At 71.1% G+C, this 14,472-nt stretch carries 14 protein-coding genes; 4 read left to right on the top strand and 10 right to left on the bottom strand.

The features are described 5' to 3' along the window. Nucleotides 1–66: 66 nt before the first annotated feature. The 3 genes from ABZ794_RS08820 to ABZ794_RS08810 are packed head-to-tail and all read right to left on the bottom strand — an operon-like array spanning nt 67 to nt 1,438. Nucleotides 67–399 carry a helix-turn-helix transcriptional regulator gene (locus ABZ794_RS08820; RefSeq protein WP_124823083.1) on the bottom strand — a complete coding sequence of 111 codons (333 nt, stop codon included), beginning with the start codon at nt 397–399 and terminating at the stop codon, nt 67–69. Next, complete coding sequence (locus tag ABZ794_RS08815) at nt 396–764, bottom strand: type II toxin-antitoxin system RelE/ParE family toxin (protein WP_210784446.1); 369 nt, start codon at nt 762–764, stop codon at nt 396–398. Before ABZ794_RS08815 ends, ABZ794_RS08820 begins: the two co-directional genes overlap by 4 nt. A 44-nt stretch (nt 765–808) precedes the next feature. After that, nucleotides 809–1,438, bottom strand: a complete 630-nt coding sequence (locus tag ABZ794_RS08810) for a DedA family protein (protein ID WP_238690997.1) — start codon at nt 1,436–1,438, stop codon at nt 809–811. Nucleotides 1,439–1,946: 508 nt separating this feature from the next. Here ABZ794_RS08810 and thrS point away from each other — a divergent pair. Beyond that, on the top strand, nt 1,947–3,164 hold the full coding sequence (thrS, locus tag ABZ794_RS08805; protein ID WP_210784444.1) for a threonine--tRNA ligase: 1,218 nt from the start codon (nt 1,947–1,949) through the stop codon (nt 3,162–3,164). Nucleotides 3,165–3,203: 39 nt separating this feature from the next. On the opposite strand, the gene ABZ794_RS08800 is transcribed toward thrS, so the two are convergent. The 4 genes from ABZ794_RS08800 to ABZ794_RS08785 form a co-directional block, all read right to left on the bottom strand. Beyond that, nucleotides 3,204–5,117, bottom strand: coding sequence for an ABC transporter ATP-binding protein (locus ABZ794_RS08800; protein WP_357514968.1), 1,914 nt, complete (start codon nt 5,115–5,117; stop codon nt 3,204–3,206). 188 nt (nt 5,118–5,305) lie between these two features. Continuing rightward, the gene (locus ABZ794_RS08795) at nt 5,306–7,039 is read right to left on the bottom strand and encodes an ABC transporter ATP-binding protein (protein ID WP_210784443.1); all 1,734 of its coding nucleotides are present in this window, start codon (nt 7,037–7,039) and stop codon (nt 5,306–5,308) included. After that, entirely contained in the window at nt 7,033–7,515 is a 483-nt protein-coding gene (locus ABZ794_RS08790; protein WP_210784442.1) for a MarR family winged helix-turn-helix transcriptional regulator, read from the bottom strand. Before ABZ794_RS08790 ends, ABZ794_RS08795 begins: the two co-directional genes overlap by 7 nt. Nucleotides 7,516–7,540: 25 nt before the next feature. After that, a complete protein-coding gene (locus tag ABZ794_RS08785; RefSeq protein ID WP_210784441.1) occupies nt 7,541–7,987 on the bottom strand; it encodes a DoxX family membrane protein in 447 nt (148 codons plus the stop codon). Nucleotides 7,988–8,070: 83 nt separating this feature from the next. On the opposite strand from ABZ794_RS08785, the gene ABZ794_RS08780 reads away from it, so the two are divergent. Then, nucleotides 8,071–8,631 (top strand): WHG domain-containing protein, encoded by a 561-nt coding sequence (locus tag ABZ794_RS08780; protein WP_357514915.1) that lies wholly within the window; start codon nt 8,071–8,073, stop codon nt 8,629–8,631. 102 nt (nt 8,632–8,733) lie between these two features. Here ABZ794_RS08780 and ABZ794_RS08775 read toward each other — a convergent pair whose 3' ends face one another. Both ABZ794_RS08775 and ABZ794_RS08770 read right to left on the bottom strand, forming a co-directional pair. After that, on the bottom strand, nt 8,734–10,173 hold the full coding sequence (locus tag ABZ794_RS08775; protein WP_210784439.1) for a GuaB1 family IMP dehydrogenase-related protein: 1,440 nt from the start codon (nt 10,171–10,173) through the stop codon (nt 8,734–8,736). 99 nt (nt 10,174–10,272) lie between these two features. Further along, nucleotides 10,273–10,869: a LysE/ArgO family amino acid transporter gene (locus ABZ794_RS08770; RefSeq protein WP_357514913.1), complete on the bottom strand. Its 597-nt coding sequence runs from the start codon at nt 10,867–10,869 to the stop codon at nt 10,273–10,275. A 70-nt stretch (nt 10,870–10,939) separates the two neighbouring features. On the opposite strand from ABZ794_RS08770, the gene ABZ794_RS08765 reads away from it, so the two are divergent. Beyond that, nucleotides 10,940–11,833 (top strand): LysR family transcriptional regulator ArgP, encoded by an 894-nt coding sequence (locus ABZ794_RS08765; protein ID WP_210784437.1) that lies wholly within the window; start codon nt 10,940–10,942, stop codon nt 11,831–11,833. Nucleotides 11,834–11,874: 41 nt separating this feature from the next. Here the strand turns inward: ABZ794_RS08765 and ABZ794_RS08760 are convergent, their stop codons facing one another. Beyond that, entirely contained in the window at nt 11,875–13,623 is a 1,749-nt protein-coding gene (locus ABZ794_RS08760; RefSeq protein ID WP_357514911.1) for a biotin carboxylase N-terminal domain-containing protein, read from the bottom strand. Between the two features lie 150 nt (nt 13,624–13,773). Here ABZ794_RS08760 and ABZ794_RS08755 point away from each other — a divergent pair, with 150 nt between their 5' ends. Next, nucleotides 13,774–14,385 carry a PadR family transcriptional regulator gene (locus ABZ794_RS08755; RefSeq protein ID WP_357514966.1) on the top strand — a complete coding sequence of 204 codons (612 nt, stop codon included), beginning with the start codon at nt 13,774–13,776 and terminating at the stop codon, nt 14,383–14,385. Nucleotides 14,386–14,472 lie beyond the last annotated feature (87 nt).

Below are 14,472 nucleotides of genomic sequence, written 5' to 3'. Positions count from 1 at the left end.
CCATTGGCCGTCACGTGCTTCCGCGCGTCCGTGAACGTCCGAATGGTTGCGAAGACTTTCGCCAGGTCAGGCGACGTTCAGCTGGATGTTCCCAATGCGGGCGACGACGTCGAGATGACCACCCAGGCCGGTGACGTAGGCGCGGAGTGATTCCAGGCTGGTGTGCTCGCCATTCTCGATCTGGCTGATCCTCGCCTGCGTCAGCCCCGCCGCCTCGGCCAGTTGCACCTGAGTCATACCCAGGTGCTTGCGGATCTCCGCCAGCTGCGCCCCACTGACCGCTGCCAGCATCTGCTCACGGTGCTGAGCGCGCCGGGAGACCCGGTCCGGATCAGCCCAGGATGGATCGAGCGCACGGGCCTTCGCCTTGACGTCCTGCCAGTCAGCTCCATCGGTCATCTCTGTGTTTCCCTCAGCCTGGAGAGGTGCTCCTGAAACCGGTCGTCCGCCAACGGGACCGCCGTCTTGTACCAAGTCTGCCACTGGCCCGACTTGTCGCCAGCGACCAGAAAAACAGCTTCTCGAACGGGATCAAAAGCGAAGATCATGCGGACCTCCGTGGAGCCTGTCGACCCAGGCCGCAACTCCTTCATGTGGTGGAAGATGCTGCCTTTGAGGCGGTCAACCAGGGGACGCCCGAGCGCCGGCCCGTGTTCGGCGAGGAGGTCGATGGCCTCGCTGATGAGGTCGGCGCTGGCGGGATCCGTCTTGCAGAGGTTGAGGAACCACTCCTCGACCTCAGGATGAAGTTTGACGTCCCACATGCTGCCAATATAAGTGCAGCTTATACCCGCAGATTCAACGACACTCAGTCGATGGGGACGTCGACCGCGACCGCGGCGGCGGCGGCGCGGGCGTGGCGGGCGCTCACCACTGTCATCGCCCAGCCGGCCGCGGCGAAGCCGGCCGCCGCGGCGGTGGCGATGATGGCCAGCCGCCAGGCCGACTCGGTCAGTGCGGTGCCGCCCAGGTGCCCGACCAGCGCGCCGTAGGTGGCCCAGCCCAGCGCGGCGACCGCCTCGTAGAGCACGAACAGGCGGTACGGGTAGCGGCTGCGCCCGGCCGAGAAGCAGGCTGCCATCCGGCCACCGGGCACGAACCGGCAGAGCAGGATGACCAGCGGCCCGGGTTGTCGCAGCCCCTGGGTGACCCGGCTGGCCACCCGTCGGGCGCGGCTCAGCTCGGCGTGCCGGGGTGGCCGCCGGTCCGGTGCGCTGCGCCCGAGCAGGTAGCACGCCAGGTCGCCGACGAATACGCCGAGCGCGCCGACGGCGATGGTGACCGGCAGGCTCAGCCCGCCGTAGACGGTGAGCGCACCACTGGTGATCATGACGATCTGGGTGGGGATCACCGGTACGAAGGCGTCCGCGATCAGCAGCGCGAGCAGCACAAGGTACGCCCACGTCGGCGACGCGACGTCAGTCAGAAGTTCGGGCACGCCTGCCACCTCGCCGAATGCGGCCGATTGGGTGTCTTGAGCCTGACGTCGTGTCCGGCGTCACGGTGGACGGCCCCGGCCCGTCGTGACCGTCGACACGACTGGGCCACCCGGCTACAACGAGGCCGGTCGCTGCCGGGTGACGGGTCCGGAGGCTGTTCCACCCGTCCGAGGCGGGCGGCGGAACGACGTTCGTCGGCGTACCGTTGTCGGCGCGGCCATGCCCGTCGGGTCCCCCGTTCCTGACGATTCGGCCGCCAGGGCCGCCGGCGGGTCCCGCGCCGGCGGCCCACCCCTCCGCCGCAAATCCGGGTGCGTCCCCGAACGTCGCGCGGGTACGGTCGCCGTATGCGCAGCGCGGTAGTGATGACCACGACGCCGGGTGTCCCCGGCGCGCCGCTCTGACGTAACCACCGTCGACCAGGCCCCGGGGCGATCCGCCCCCGAGGGCAGCGCGCCGAACGGAGCTCAGGTCGCCTCCGGGTCGTACCCGATCCAGGAGCCCGACATGATCGACCACCGTAGGCTCGGCCGCGAGCTGGACCTCTTCGTCTCCGACCCGCTGGCCGGCGCCGGCCTGCCGATCTGGCTGCCGGCCGGCGCCGCCGCCCGGCACGCCGTCGAGGAGTACGTCCGGGAGTTGGAGCGCCGCTCCGGCCACCAGCACGTCTACTCGCCGCCACTTGGCAAGCGGGAACTCTTCGAACTCTCCGGCCATCTCGGCTACTTCGCCGACGACATGTTCCCGCCGATGCGGCTGAGCGCCGACGACGAGTTCGTGCTCCGGCCGGCGCTCTGCCCGCATCACGCGTTGGTCTTCCGGGCGCGGGGCCGTTCCTACCGGGAGTTGCCGTTGCGGATCGCGGAGCTGGGCGGGATGTACCGCTCGGAGCGCTCCGGTGTGCTCGGCGGGCTGTCCCGGGTGCGCGCCATCTCGCTCAACGACGCGCACACCTTCTGCGCCCCCGAGCAGGTCGGCGCGGAGGTCGTCGAGATCCTCGGGCTGATCCGTGCCGCGCACGCCGCGCTCGGTGTCCGGCCTGCCGGGTTCCGGCTGTCGCTGCGCGGGCCGGGCGAGAAGTACGTCGGCGACGACGTCCAGTGGGCTCGCGCCGAGGAGTTGCTCCGGGAGGCGCTGGCCGGGGTGGAGTACGTCGAGGCACCGGGGGAGGCTGCCTTCTACGGCCCGAAGATCGACATTCAGATCGTCGACGCCGCCGGTCGGGAGTCGACCATCTCCACCATCCAACTGGACTTCGACAAGCCGGAACGGTTCGACCTGTCGTACACCGACTCGGACGGCAGCCGGCGTCGGCCGGTCATGGTGCACCGCAGCCTGGTCGGCAGCATGGAGCGGCTGTTCGCGTACCTCATCGAGGTGCACGAGGGGGCGTTCCCGGCCTGGTACGCGCCCGTCCAGTTGGTGCTGCTGCCGGTCGACGACGGCCAGGTCGACGCGGCGGCCGACCTGGCCCGCCGGGCGGGCGACGCCGGCCTGCGGGTCGAGGTCGACGCCGCCGGCTCGCTGGGCGCCCGGGTACGGGACGCGGCCCGCCGCCGCGTCCCGTACCTCGGGGTGTTGGGTGCCCGGGAGGTGGCCGACGGGCACCTCGCGCTGCGCCTGCGCGGCGGCCGCGCCCTGGCGCCGATGCCCGCCGGCGCGGCTCTCGCCCTGATCGGCGGGCAGGTCGCCGCCCGCGCGGCCGACCTGCTGCCGTCGGACTGACACGCCCACCGATCGTCTCGCGCGCACGGCCGTCCGACCTCAGACCGACGCCGGTTGGGCGGCCGGTTCCTCGTCGACCACCGCGCCGGTGAACTGCGAGCGGTAGAGCCGGTGGTACGCGCCCTGGGCGGCGAGCAACTGCTCGTGGGTGCCCTGCTCGACGATCCGACCGTCCTCCATCATCAGGATCAGATCGGCGTCGCGGATGGTGGAGAGCCGGTGCGCGATCACGAAGCTGGTCCGGTCCGAGCGCAGCGCGGCCATCGCCCGTTGCAGCAGCACCTCGGTGCGGGTGTCCACCGAGCTGGTGGCCTCGTCGAGGATCAGCAGTGACGGCTCGGCGAGGAACGCCCGCGCGATGGTGATGAGCTGCTTCTCGCCGGCGCTGACGTTGCTGCCCTCCTCGTCGATGACGGTGTCGTAGCCGTCGGGCAGGCTGCGCACGAACCGGTCCACGAAGGTGGCCCGGGCGGCGGCGAGGATCTCCTCCTCGGTCGCGTCCGGCCGCCCGTAGGCGATGTTGTCCCGGATGGTGCCGCCGAACAGCCAGGTGTCCTGGAGCACCATGCCGATCCGGCCGCGCAGGTCGTCGCGGCGCATCGTGGTGATGTCCACCCCGTCGAGCGTGATCCGGCCGGCGTCCAGCTCGTAGAACCGCATCACCAGGTTGACCAGGGTGGTCTTGCCGGCGCCGGTCGGGCCGACGATGGCTACCGTGTGTCCGGGCTCGGCGACCAGCGACAGGTCGTCGATCAGCGGCTTGTCCGGCTCGTAGCGGAACGAGACGTGCTCGAACTCGACCCGACCGTGCGGGTCGATGACCCGGGCCGGCGCGACCGGGTCGGGGGTCTGCTCGTCCGCGTCGAGCACCGCGAAGACCCGCTCGGCCGAGGCCACCCCGGACTGGAGCAGGTTGGCCATCGAGGCGAGTTGGGTGAGCGGCTGGGTGAACTGGCGGGAGTACTGGATGAACGCCTGCACGTCGCCGAGGCTCATCGTGCCGGAGGCGACCCGCAGCCCGCCGACCACGGCGATCGCCACGTAGCTCAGGTTTCCGATGAACATCATCGACGGCATGATGATCCCGGAGATGAACTGTGCCCCGAAGCTGGCCCGGAACAACTCCTCGTTCTTCGCGTGGAACGCGGCCTCCACCTCACGCTGCCGGCCGAAGACCTTCACCAGCTCATGACCGGTGTACGCCTCCTCGATCTGGCCGTTCAACTCGCCGGTGTGCGTCCACTGGGCGATGAACTGCTTCTGTGAGCGCTTGGCGATGCGCTGGGTGACCAGCACCGACAACGGCACCGCGACCAGGGCCACCAGGGCCAGCACCGGCGAGATCCAGAACATCACGGCCAGCACGCCGACGACGGTCAGCAGCGAGGTGAGCAACTGGCTGAGGGTCTGCTGGAGGCTGGTGGAGATATTGTCGATGTCGTTGGTGACCCGGCTGAGCAACTCACCGCGCGGCTGCCTGTCGAAGTAGGGCAGCGGCAGCCGGTTGAGCTTCTCCTCCACCTCGGCGCGCAGCCGCAGCACCGTGCGCTGGACCACCCCGTTGAGCAGCCAACCCTGCCACCAGGACAGCAGGCTCGCCGCCAGGTAGAGCCCGAGCGCCAGCAGCAGCACCCGACTCAGGGCGCCGAAGTCGATGCCCACCCCGGGCACCACGTCCATCCGGGCCAGCATGTCGGCGAAGCTGTCGTTGCCGCTGGCCCGGGCCGCCGCGACGGCCTGTTCGGCGGTGCTGCCGGCCGGCAGTTGCCGGCCGATCACCCCGTTGAAGATCACGTCGGTGGCGTGGCCGAGGATCTTCGGCCCGGCCACGCTGAACCCGACGCTCACCACTGCCAACGTGATGATCGCGGCCAGGTGCAGTCGGTGCGAGCGCAGCCGGCCGAGCAGACGTCGGGCCGACGGCCCGAAGTTCATCGACTTCTCGGCGGGCATTCCGGCGCTCATCCATCCCGGACCGCCCCCCTGACGGCCGGGCGGCAGCCGCTTCGGCGTCGCCGCGCCGCTGCCGGTCGCGGACGCGGTTTCCCCGCCGGGTTGCTGCGCCGGCTCATCCGACGTCCGTCCGTCGCCGGCCGGCTTCTGACTGGGTACGGCCGCGGTGCGCGGCTCGTCACGCTCGCTCATGCCGCCACCTCCGAGGTCTGCTGCGAGGCCACGATCTCGGCGTACGTCGGGCAGGTGTCCAACAACTCCGCATGTCGTCCCACTCCGACGACCCCTCCGTTTTCCAGGACGATGATCTGATCGGCGTCGATGATCGTGGAGACCCGCTGGGCCACGATCACCACCGCCGCCTGCGCGGTGACCGGCCGCAGGGCCGCTCGCAGCCGCGCGTCGGTGCCCAGGTCGAGCGCGGAGAACGAGTCGTCGAAGAGGTAGATCTCCGGTTGCCGGACCAGGGCCCGGGCGATGGCCAGGCGCTGCCGCTGCCCACCGGAGACGGTGGTGCCGCCCTGGGCGATCGGGGCGTCCAGCCCGCCGGGCATCTGGGCCACGAAGTCCCGGGCCTGGGCGATCTCCAGCGCCGTCCACAGTTCCTCGTCAGTGGCGTCCGGGTTGCCGTAGCGCAGGTTGCTGGCGACCGTCCCGGTGAACAGGTACGGCCGCTGCGGCACCAGGCCGATGCGTCGCCACAGCTCGTCCGGCGCCAGCTCCCGTACGTCCACCCCGTCGACCAGCACCGCGCCGTCGGTGACGTCGACCAGGCGGGGGATCAGCGACAGCAGCGTCGTCTTGCCCGCGCCGGTGCTGCCGATGATCGCCGTGGTGGTGCCCGGGGTCGCCCGGAAGGAGATGTCACGCAGCACCGGCTCCACCGCGCCCGGGTACTGGAAGCGCACCCCGCGCAGCTCCAACTCGGCTCGGGTGGGCAGCTCGGTGACCGGCGCGGCGGCCGGGACCACCGAGGAGTCGGTGTCCAGCACCTCGACGATCCGCTCGGCGCAGACCGCCGCCCTCGGCACCATCATCAGCATGAAGGTGGCCATCATGACCGCCATCAGGATCTGCATCAGGTACTGCAGGAACGCGGTGAGCGCGCCGACCTGGATCGCGCCGGCGTCCACCCGCTGCGCGCCGAACCAGAGCACCGCCACGCTGGAGACGTTCAGCACCAGCATGACCACCGGGAAGATCAACGCCAGCAACCGACCGGTACGCAGCGCGGTGGCGGTCAGGTCGGCGTTGGCGACGCCGAAGCGGTCCGTCTCATACGGCTCGCGGACGAACGCGCGGACCACCCGGATGCCGGTGATCTGCTCCCGCAGCACCCGGTTGACAGTGTCGATGCGGGTCTGCATCAGCCGGAAGCCCGGCACCATCCGACGGATGATCGCGCCGAGGGCGATGGCCAGCACCGGCACGCTGACCAGCATCAGCCAGGAGAGTCCGACGTCCTCACGCAGCGCCATGAACACGCCGCCGACGCTCATGATCGGTGCGGCGACGAGCATCGTGCAGCTCATCAGCACGAGCATCTGCACCTGCTGCACGTCGTTGGTGTTGCGGGTGATCAGCGACGGTGCCCCGAACCGGGCCACCTCGCGGGCGGAGAAGCGGTTGACGTGCCCGAACAGCTCGGCGCGTACGTCGCGGCCGAAGCCCATCGCGACCCGGGCGCCCAGGTAGACGGCGGCGATCGAGCAGACGATCTGGATCAGGCTGACCAGCAGCATCCAGCCGCCGGTGCGCACGATGTAGTCGGTGTCGCCCCGGGCCACCCCCTGGTCGATGATGTCCGCGTTGAGGCTGGGCAGGTAGAGCGAGGCCATGGTGCCCACGAACTGGAGCAGCACGACCGCCAGCAACGGTCTCTGATAGGTGCGCAGTTGGCCGCGCAGGAGTCGGATCAGCACGCCGCGTCCTTCGTTTCGGTGGGGCGTCCGGTCATCCGCGGGTCGTCTCCGCTGCCGATGACCTCAAGCAGGAACTCTCGGATCACCTGGGCCTTCGCCGGGTCGGCGTCGACCGAGGTGAGGGGCCGTCCGGAGTGCATGAGCGCGTCGAGTGCGGCCACCCGTTCCCGCCCGGTGGGGGTGATGGCGAGTCGGATGCTGCGTCGGTCGTTGTCGTCGCGCCGCCGCTCGACCAGACCGTCGCGCTCGAGTGTGTCGACGATGCCGGTCAGGGTCGCCGGGCGGACGAACCCCTTCTCGGCGACCGCCCGATGCGGCAACTCGCCGTGTCGGGCGAGCGTCATCAGGGTGATCATGCCGGCCTGGGTGAGGCCGTGCTCCTCGGCGAGGTAGCGGTTCCACCGCTGCCCGACCAGGTGCCCGGCCACCACCAGCAGCCGGCCGAGCGGCACGTCCTGGAGGGTCACGAGTTCCACGACAAGCAGGTTAGCTTCCTGATAGTCAGGGGCCAAACGAAATTGCCGCAGCGGTGGCAACGAACACGATCTGCAGGGCGGTTCGCTGGGCGAGCGGGGTGACCGGGCGGCCGGCGAGGGTCAGTTCGCGGCGGGCGGCCGAGACGTTGGCCGGGAACATGGCGAGCATGAGCAGGCCGAGCCCGGCCGCCGCGACCCGGGCGGTCGCCGGCACCAGGAGGCCGACCGCGCCGACCAGCTCCAGCACGCCGGTCACGGTGACCAGCAGGTCCGGCCGGGGCAGTCGGGGCGGGACCATCGCGATCAGGTCGGCGCGGCGCTGGCCGACGAAGTGCGCGACGGCGGTGAGCGCGAACATCACGGCCAGCCCGACGCGCAGCGCGGGATGCCAGCCGTCCAGTGCGGAGATGCCGGCAAGGCCGGCGATTCGGGCCAGCGCGGTGCCGACGATCAAGGCGATCAGGGGTGCCATCGGAATCCTCCTCCGTAAAACTTGTCAGTGACAAGATTGCGCTTCGAGGCTTCATCTTGTCAATGGCAAGATAGGATTCGTGCATGACCGACACCCGCGCCTACCATCACGGCGATCTGCGCCGCGCCCTGCTCGCCGCGGCGCTGGAGGCCGTCGAGGAGGTCGGCCCGGCCGCGCTGAGCCTGCGCGACCTGGCCCGCCGGGCCGGTGTCTCGCACGCCGCGCCCGCGCACCACTTCGGCGACAAGGCGGGCCTGCTCGCCGCGCTCGCCGCGCAGGGCTTCGACCTGTTGGCCCAGACGTTGACCGAGGCGGATGACGACCTGTTGGAGGCCGGCGTCGCGTACGTCGACTTCGCCGTCACTCGCCGGGCGTACTTCGAGGTGATGTTCCGGCCGGAGCTCTACCGGGCCGACGACGCCGAGCTGATCGCGGCGCGGGGCCGGGCCGGCACCGCGCTCCGCTCCGGGGTGGCGGCGCTGTCCGGCGGCGGCGCACCCGCCGACACCGACCGGGACTCGCTCGCGGCCTGGTCGATCGCGCACGGCTTCGCCACGCTCTGGCTGGCCGGCGCACTGCCCGACCGCGTGGGCGACAACCCCCGCGAGGCAGCCCGCGCCGTCCTACGCCGACTCTCCACCTAACCCCACCCACCGGCCACCCCGGTTGATCATGAAGTTATTGCCATGACACGCCGAAGCGGAAGGCAATAACTTCATGATCAACGAGGTGGGTGGGTGGTGGGGTTACCAGCTGGTGGGGAGGGGCATTCCTTCGGTGAAGCCGGCGGCGCTCTGCACGCCGACGATGGCCCGCTCGTGGAACTGGGTCAGGTCCCGTGCGCCGGCGTAGGTGAAGGCGCTGCGTACCCCCGCGATGATCTCGTCGATCAGGTCCTCGACACCGGGGCGGGCCGGGTCCAGGTGCATCCGGGCCGAGGAGATGCCCTCCTCGAAGACCGCCTTGCGAGCCCGGTCGTACGGGCTGTCGTCGGCGGTTCGGGCGCTGACCGCCCGAGCCGAGGCCATTCCGAAGCTCTCCTTGTACCGCCGGCCGTCCGCGTCGGTGTAGAGGTCGCCGGGGGACTCGTAGGTGCCGGCGAACCAGGAGCCGATCATCACGTTCGACGCGCCGGCGGCGAGCGCGAGCGCCACGTCCCGGGGGTGTCGCACCCCGCCGTCGGCCCACACGTGCCGGCCCAGTTGGCGGGCGGCGGCCGCGCAGTCGAGCACGGCGGAGAACTGCGGTCGACCCACGCCGGTCATCATCCGGGTGGTGCACATCGCCCCTGGGCCGACGCCGACCTTGATGATGTCCGCCCCCGCCTCCACCAGGTCGCGTACGCCCTCGGCGGTGACCACGTTGCCGGCCGCCACCGGCACCCCCGGGTCGAGCTTCCGGACCGCCTGAAGTGCGGAGATCATCCGTGCCTGGTGGCCGTGCGCGGTGTCCACCACCAACGTGTCCACCCCCGCTTCCAGCAGCGCCGCGGCCTTGCCGGTCACGTCCCCGTTGATCCCGACGGCCGCCGCGATCCGAAGCCGACCCCGGTCGTCCACGGCCGGTGTGTAGAGGGTGGCGCGCAGCGCGCCCTGTCGGGTCAGCACCCCGATCAGCCGGCCCTCGGCGTCCACCACCGGGGCGAGTCGGCGACGGCCCGCCGAGAGCAGATCGAAACCGGTACGAGGATCCGCGTCCGCCGGGACGGTGTGCAGCTCGGTGGACATCACGTGACGCAGTTGCGCGAAGCGGTCCACGCCCGTGGTGTCCGCCTCGGTGACCACACCCATCGGCCGGCCGGCGTCGTCGACCACGATCACCGCACCGTGCGAGCGCTTGGGCAGCAGGTGGATGGCATCGCCCACGGTCTCGGTCGGGCCCAGCGTGATGGGGGTGTCGTAGACGAGGTGCCGCTGCTTGACCCAGGCGACGACGTTCGCCACCACCTCGATCGGGATGTCCTGCGGAATCACCGTGATCGCACCCCGGCGGGCCACCGTCTCCGCCATCCGCCGTCCGGCGACCGCGGTCATGTTCGACACCACCAACGGAATGGTGGTGCCGGTGCCGTCGCCGGTGGAGAGGTCGACGTCGAGTCGGGAGCCCAGGTCGGAGCGGGCCGGCGCCATGAAGACGTCGGTATAGGTCAGGTCGTGCGCGGGAGCCGCGCCGTGAAGGAACCGCACCCGACAATCATTCCCGCTCGCGGCCGGTTCCACCGCCGGTGGTCGCGGAAAACACTCACATCAGGAGTGCCACGGCGAGCCCGGCCGGGCGCAGACCGGTCAGCCCAGCAGAAGTGCCACGGCGAGCCCGGCCATCACGGCGGCGATGACAGCGTCGAGCACCCGCCAGGCGACGGCGCGGGCGAGCAGCGGCGCGAGGCGCTGCGCGCCGACGCCGAGCGCGCTGAACCAGACCACGCTGGCCAGGGCCGCACCGGCGCCGAAGACCCACCGGTGCGGGTGTTGTTGGGCCACGCTGCCCAGGAGCAGCACGGTGTCCAGGTAGACGTGCGGGTTCAGGTAGGTGAAGGCGGCGCAGGCGAGCAGGGTCGCCCCCAACGTGGCCGGCGGCCGCTCGGTGGGCAGCAGAGCGCCCTGACGCAGGGCGCGGCGGGCGGCGAGCGCCGCGTAGCAGAGCAGGAAGGCCGCACCGCCCCAGCGGATCGCCATCATGAGGCCGGGTCGGCCGGTCACCAGCGAACCGACCCCGGCCACTCCCGCCATGATCAGCAGCGCGTCCGACGCGGCGCAGGTCAGCACCACGGGTACGACGTGCTCGCGTCGCAGGCCCTGGCGCAGGACGAAGGCGTTCTGGGCGCCGATGGCGACGATGAGCGCGATGGAGATCGAGAAGCCGGCGACGGCGGAAATGAGCACGCAGTCGACGCTAGGACCGTGGAGGGCCACCAGTCCAACTAAAGATTCTCACGCAACTTAAGCTGAGCTGATGGATGGTCTCGACTCGGCGCAGCTACGGACACTCGCGGCGGTGGTGGCGGAGGGCAGCTTCGACGCGGCGGCCCGGCTGCTGCACGTCACGCCGTCGGCGGTGAGCCAACGGATCAAGGCGCTGGAGGAAACTGTCGGCCAGGTGCTGGTCCGCCGCGCCCGTCCGTGCGTGGCCACCGACGCCGGCCGCCCGCTGCTGCGCCTGGCCGGCCAGCTCGCGCTGCTCGAACGGGAGGCGCTGACCGATGCCCGCGGCCCGCTGGCCGGCGGTGGCCGGATCCGGGTCGCCGTGGTGGTCAACGCGGACTCGCTGGCCACCTGGTTTCCCGCCGCGCTGGCCCGGCTGCCGCAGCGGGCCGGGCTCTCGTTCGACCTGCGGCAGGACGATCAGGACCACACCGCCGAGCTGCTCCGCGACGGTTCGGTGACGGCGGCGGTCACCGCCCAGCGGGAGGCCGTGCAGGGCTGCCGGGTGCTGCGGCTCGGGGTCACGCGCTACCGCGCGTTGGCCACCCCGGAATTCGCGGCGTCTTACTTCGGCGAGGGATTCACCGCAGCCGCGCTGGCGAGCACCCCGCTGGCGGTCTTCGACCGGAAGGACCTGGTGCAACACCGGTTCATCCGGGCGGTGGTCGGCCGACCGCTCGACCCGCCGGTGCACTACGTGCCGTCGGTGCCGGCGTTCAGCGAGGCGATCCGTCTCGGGTTGGGTTGGGGTCTGGTACCGGAACAGATCGCCCAGGCCGACCTGACCACCGGTCGCTGTGTCGACCTCGCGCCGGGCCGACACCTCGACGTTCCGCTGTACTGGCAGCACTGGCGGCTGGAGTCGGACGTGCTGAACGCCCTGACCGCCGCCGTCCGCGCGGTCGCCGCCGAAGCCCTGCGCTGACCGCCCGCCGGGCGCTCAGGCGATGGTGCAGAGTCGGGCGCTCAGGCGATGGTGCAGATGGGGGCACCGGCCGTGATCACGGCGCCGACCTCGGCGCTGAGACCGCTGACCGTGCCCGCCTTGTGCGCGTGCAGCGGCTGCTCCATCTTCATCGCCTCCAGCACCACGACCAGGTCGCCCTCGGCCACCGTGTCGCCGTCCGCCACCGCGATCTTGACGATGGTGCCCTGCATCGGCGAGGCGAGCGCGTCGCCGCCGACCGGGGCACCGGCCTTGGCGCCGCCGCGCCGGGTCGGCTTGCGGGCGGCGGGTGCCGCGGTGGTCGTACTCCCGCCGAAGCCGGCGGGGAGGCTGACCTCGATGCGCTTGCCGCCCACCTCGACCACGACGGTGTCGCGTTCGGCCGGCGCGTCGGCGGCGCCGACGGCGGAGGTGAACGGCGGCACGGTGTTGTGGAACTCGGTCTCGATCCACCGGGTGTGCACTGTGAACGGCTCGGCGGTGAACGCCTCGTCCCGCACGACGAGCCGGTGGAACGGCAGCGCGGTGGCCATCCCGTCGAGGACCATCTCGTCCAACGCGCGGCGGGCGCGCTCCAGCGCCTCGGTCCGCGTCTCACCCGTGATGATCACCTTGGCGAGCAGTGAGTCGAAGTTGCCACCGATCACGTCGCCGGCCGAGATGCCGGTGTCGACCCGCACACCCGGCCCGCTGGGCAGGCGTAGCGCGGTGACAGTGCCGGGGGCGGGCAGGAAGTTGCGGCCCGGGTCCTCGCCGTTGATCCGGAACTCGATCGCGTGCCCGCGCGGCGTCGGGTCCTCCGTGATCCGCAGTTTCTCGCCGTCGGCGATCCGGAACTGCTCGCGGACCAGGTCGACGCCGGCGGTCTCCTCGGTGACCGGGTGCTCGACCTGAAGTCGGGTGTTGACCTCCAGGAAGGAGATGGTGCCGTCGACGCCGACCAGGTATTCCACGGTGCCGGCGCCGTGGTAGCCGGCCTCGCGGCAGATCGCCTTGGCGCTCTCGTGGATCTGCGCGCGCTGGGCGTCGGTGAGGAACGGCGCGGGCGCCTCCTCGACGAGCTTCTGGTGACGCCGCTGCAACGAGCAGTCCCGGGTGCCCACCACGATCACGTTGCCGTGCTGGTCGGCGAGGACCTGCGCCTCGACGTGCCGGGGCTGGTCGAGGTACCGCTCGACGAAGCACTCGCCCCGACCGAACGCCGCGACCGCCTCCCGGGTGGCCGACTCGAACAGCTGGGGGATCTCCTCCATCGTGCGGGCGACCTTGAGGCCGCGCCCGCCGCCACCGAAGGCGGCCTTGATGGCGACCGGCAGGCCGTGGTCGACGGCGAAGGCCATCACCTCGTCCGGGCTGGCCACCGGGTCCGGGGTGCCGGGGACCAGCGGTGCGCCGGCCCGCTGGGCGATGTGCCGGGCGGTGACCTTGTCGCCCAGGTCGCGGATCGCCTGCGGGGTGGGGCCGATCCAGGTCAGCCCGGCGTCGATGACGGCCTGGGCGAAGTCGGCGTTCTCACTGAGGAAGCCGTAACCCGGGTGTACGGCGTCGGCGCCGGCCCGAGCGGCGACGTCGAGCAGCTTGTCGATGCGCAGGTAGGTCTCGGTCGCGCTGTCCCCGCCGAGCGCGTACGCCTCGTCCGCGAGGGTGGCGTGCAGGGCGTCGCGGTCGGAGTCCGCGTACACGGCGACGCTGCCCAGGCCGGCGTCGCGGCACGCGCGGATCACCCGGACGGCGATCTCGCCGCGGTTGGCGATGAGTACCTTGCGCACCTTCGTGGCTCCTCCCGGGCAGGTTACTGACGGGGAGTGTATCGGCCACCCACGGCGGCCCTAACGATCGCTCAGTGTGGGATGCCGCACTGAGCCGGCCACGGTTTAGTCAAACTTGGCTATTACGCTTGTCGGGTGTCTTCGACTCGGATGATGATTCTCGGTCTGGTGCGGTGGATGCAGCCCGTGCACGGCTACGACGTACGCCGTGAGCTGCTGAGCTGGAGCGCCGACAAGTGGGCGAACGTACAGCCCGGATCGATCTATCACGCCCTGCGCAAGCTCACCGAGGAAGGGCTGCTCCGCGCCGTCGCGACCGAGCAGGTGGGGGCCCGTCCGGCACGGACCACGTACGAGGTGACGGTCAAGGGGGAGGACGAGTTCGAGACGCTGCTGCGCAACTCCTGGTGGACCATCAGCGAGCCCGTCGACCCGTTCGTGGCGGCCTTCTCCTTCCTGCCGGCCATGCCACGCGCCGAGGCGGCCGCCGCCCTGCGTAACCGGGCCAACCTGCTGCGCGCCGGCGTCGAGTCCATGCGCGCCTCGCTGGAGTCGGACTGGGTGCGCAACCGCAAGCCGGCGCACGTGGGCTGGATGTTCGAGTTGTGGTCGGCGCGGGCGGAGGCGGAGATGAGCTGGTGCGAGCGAATCGCGGAGCGGATCGATTCCGGAGTGTCGTACCTGCCTGCTGAGCTGGATGAAGCGCAGGGTTGGTCGGGGTGGAGGGACGGTCTGGAGCCGTCCGACACCAACGCGGATTAATCAACGTTGACTAAAAAAGCTATATCGCGTTAGCCTGCTGGCGGCACAGCGGGGGAGTGCGCCGTCCGGCGTCGTCCCACTCGACGG

The sequence above is a fragment of the Micromonospora sp. NPDC047187 genome, assembly GCF_040643355.1.
Lineage (GTDB): Bacteria > Actinomycetota > Actinomycetes > Mycobacteriales > Micromonosporaceae > Micromonospora > Micromonospora salmantinae.
Note: the sequence above shows the minus strand (reverse complement) of the source record. Positions and strands in the feature narration are given on the sequence as shown.

Coding starts and splice junctions, on each gene's coding strand:
- ABZ794_RS08780 (WP_357514915.1), top strand. CDS start 8,071: ATGACCGACACCCGCGCCTACCATCACGGCGATCTGCGCCGCGCCCTG.
- ABZ794_RS08765 (WP_210784437.1), top strand. CDS start 10,940: ATGGATGGTCTCGACTCGGCGCAGCTACGGACACTCGCGGCGGTGGTG.
- ABZ794_RS08815 (WP_210784446.1), bottom strand. CDS start 764: ATGTGGGACGTCAAACTTCATCCTGAGGTCGAGGAGTGGTTCCTCAAC.
- ABZ794_RS08800 (WP_357514968.1), bottom strand. CDS start 5,117: ATGCCCGCCGAGAAGTCGATGAACTTCGGGCCGTCGGCCCGACGTCTG.
- thrS (WP_210784444.1), top strand. CDS start 1,947: ATGATCGACCACCGTAGGCTCGGCCGCGAGCTGGACCTCTTCGTCTCC.
- ABZ794_RS08755 (WP_357514966.1), top strand. CDS start 13,774: ATGATGATTCTCGGTCTGGTGCGGTGGATGCAGCCCGTGCACGGCTAC.
- ABZ794_RS08820 (WP_124823083.1), bottom strand. CDS start 399: ATGACCGATGGAGCTGACTGGCAGGACGTCAAGGCGAAGGCCCGTGCG.
- ABZ794_RS08785 (WP_210784441.1), bottom strand. CDS start 7,987: ATGGCACCCCTGATCGCCTTGATCGTCGGCACCGCGCTGGCCCGAATC.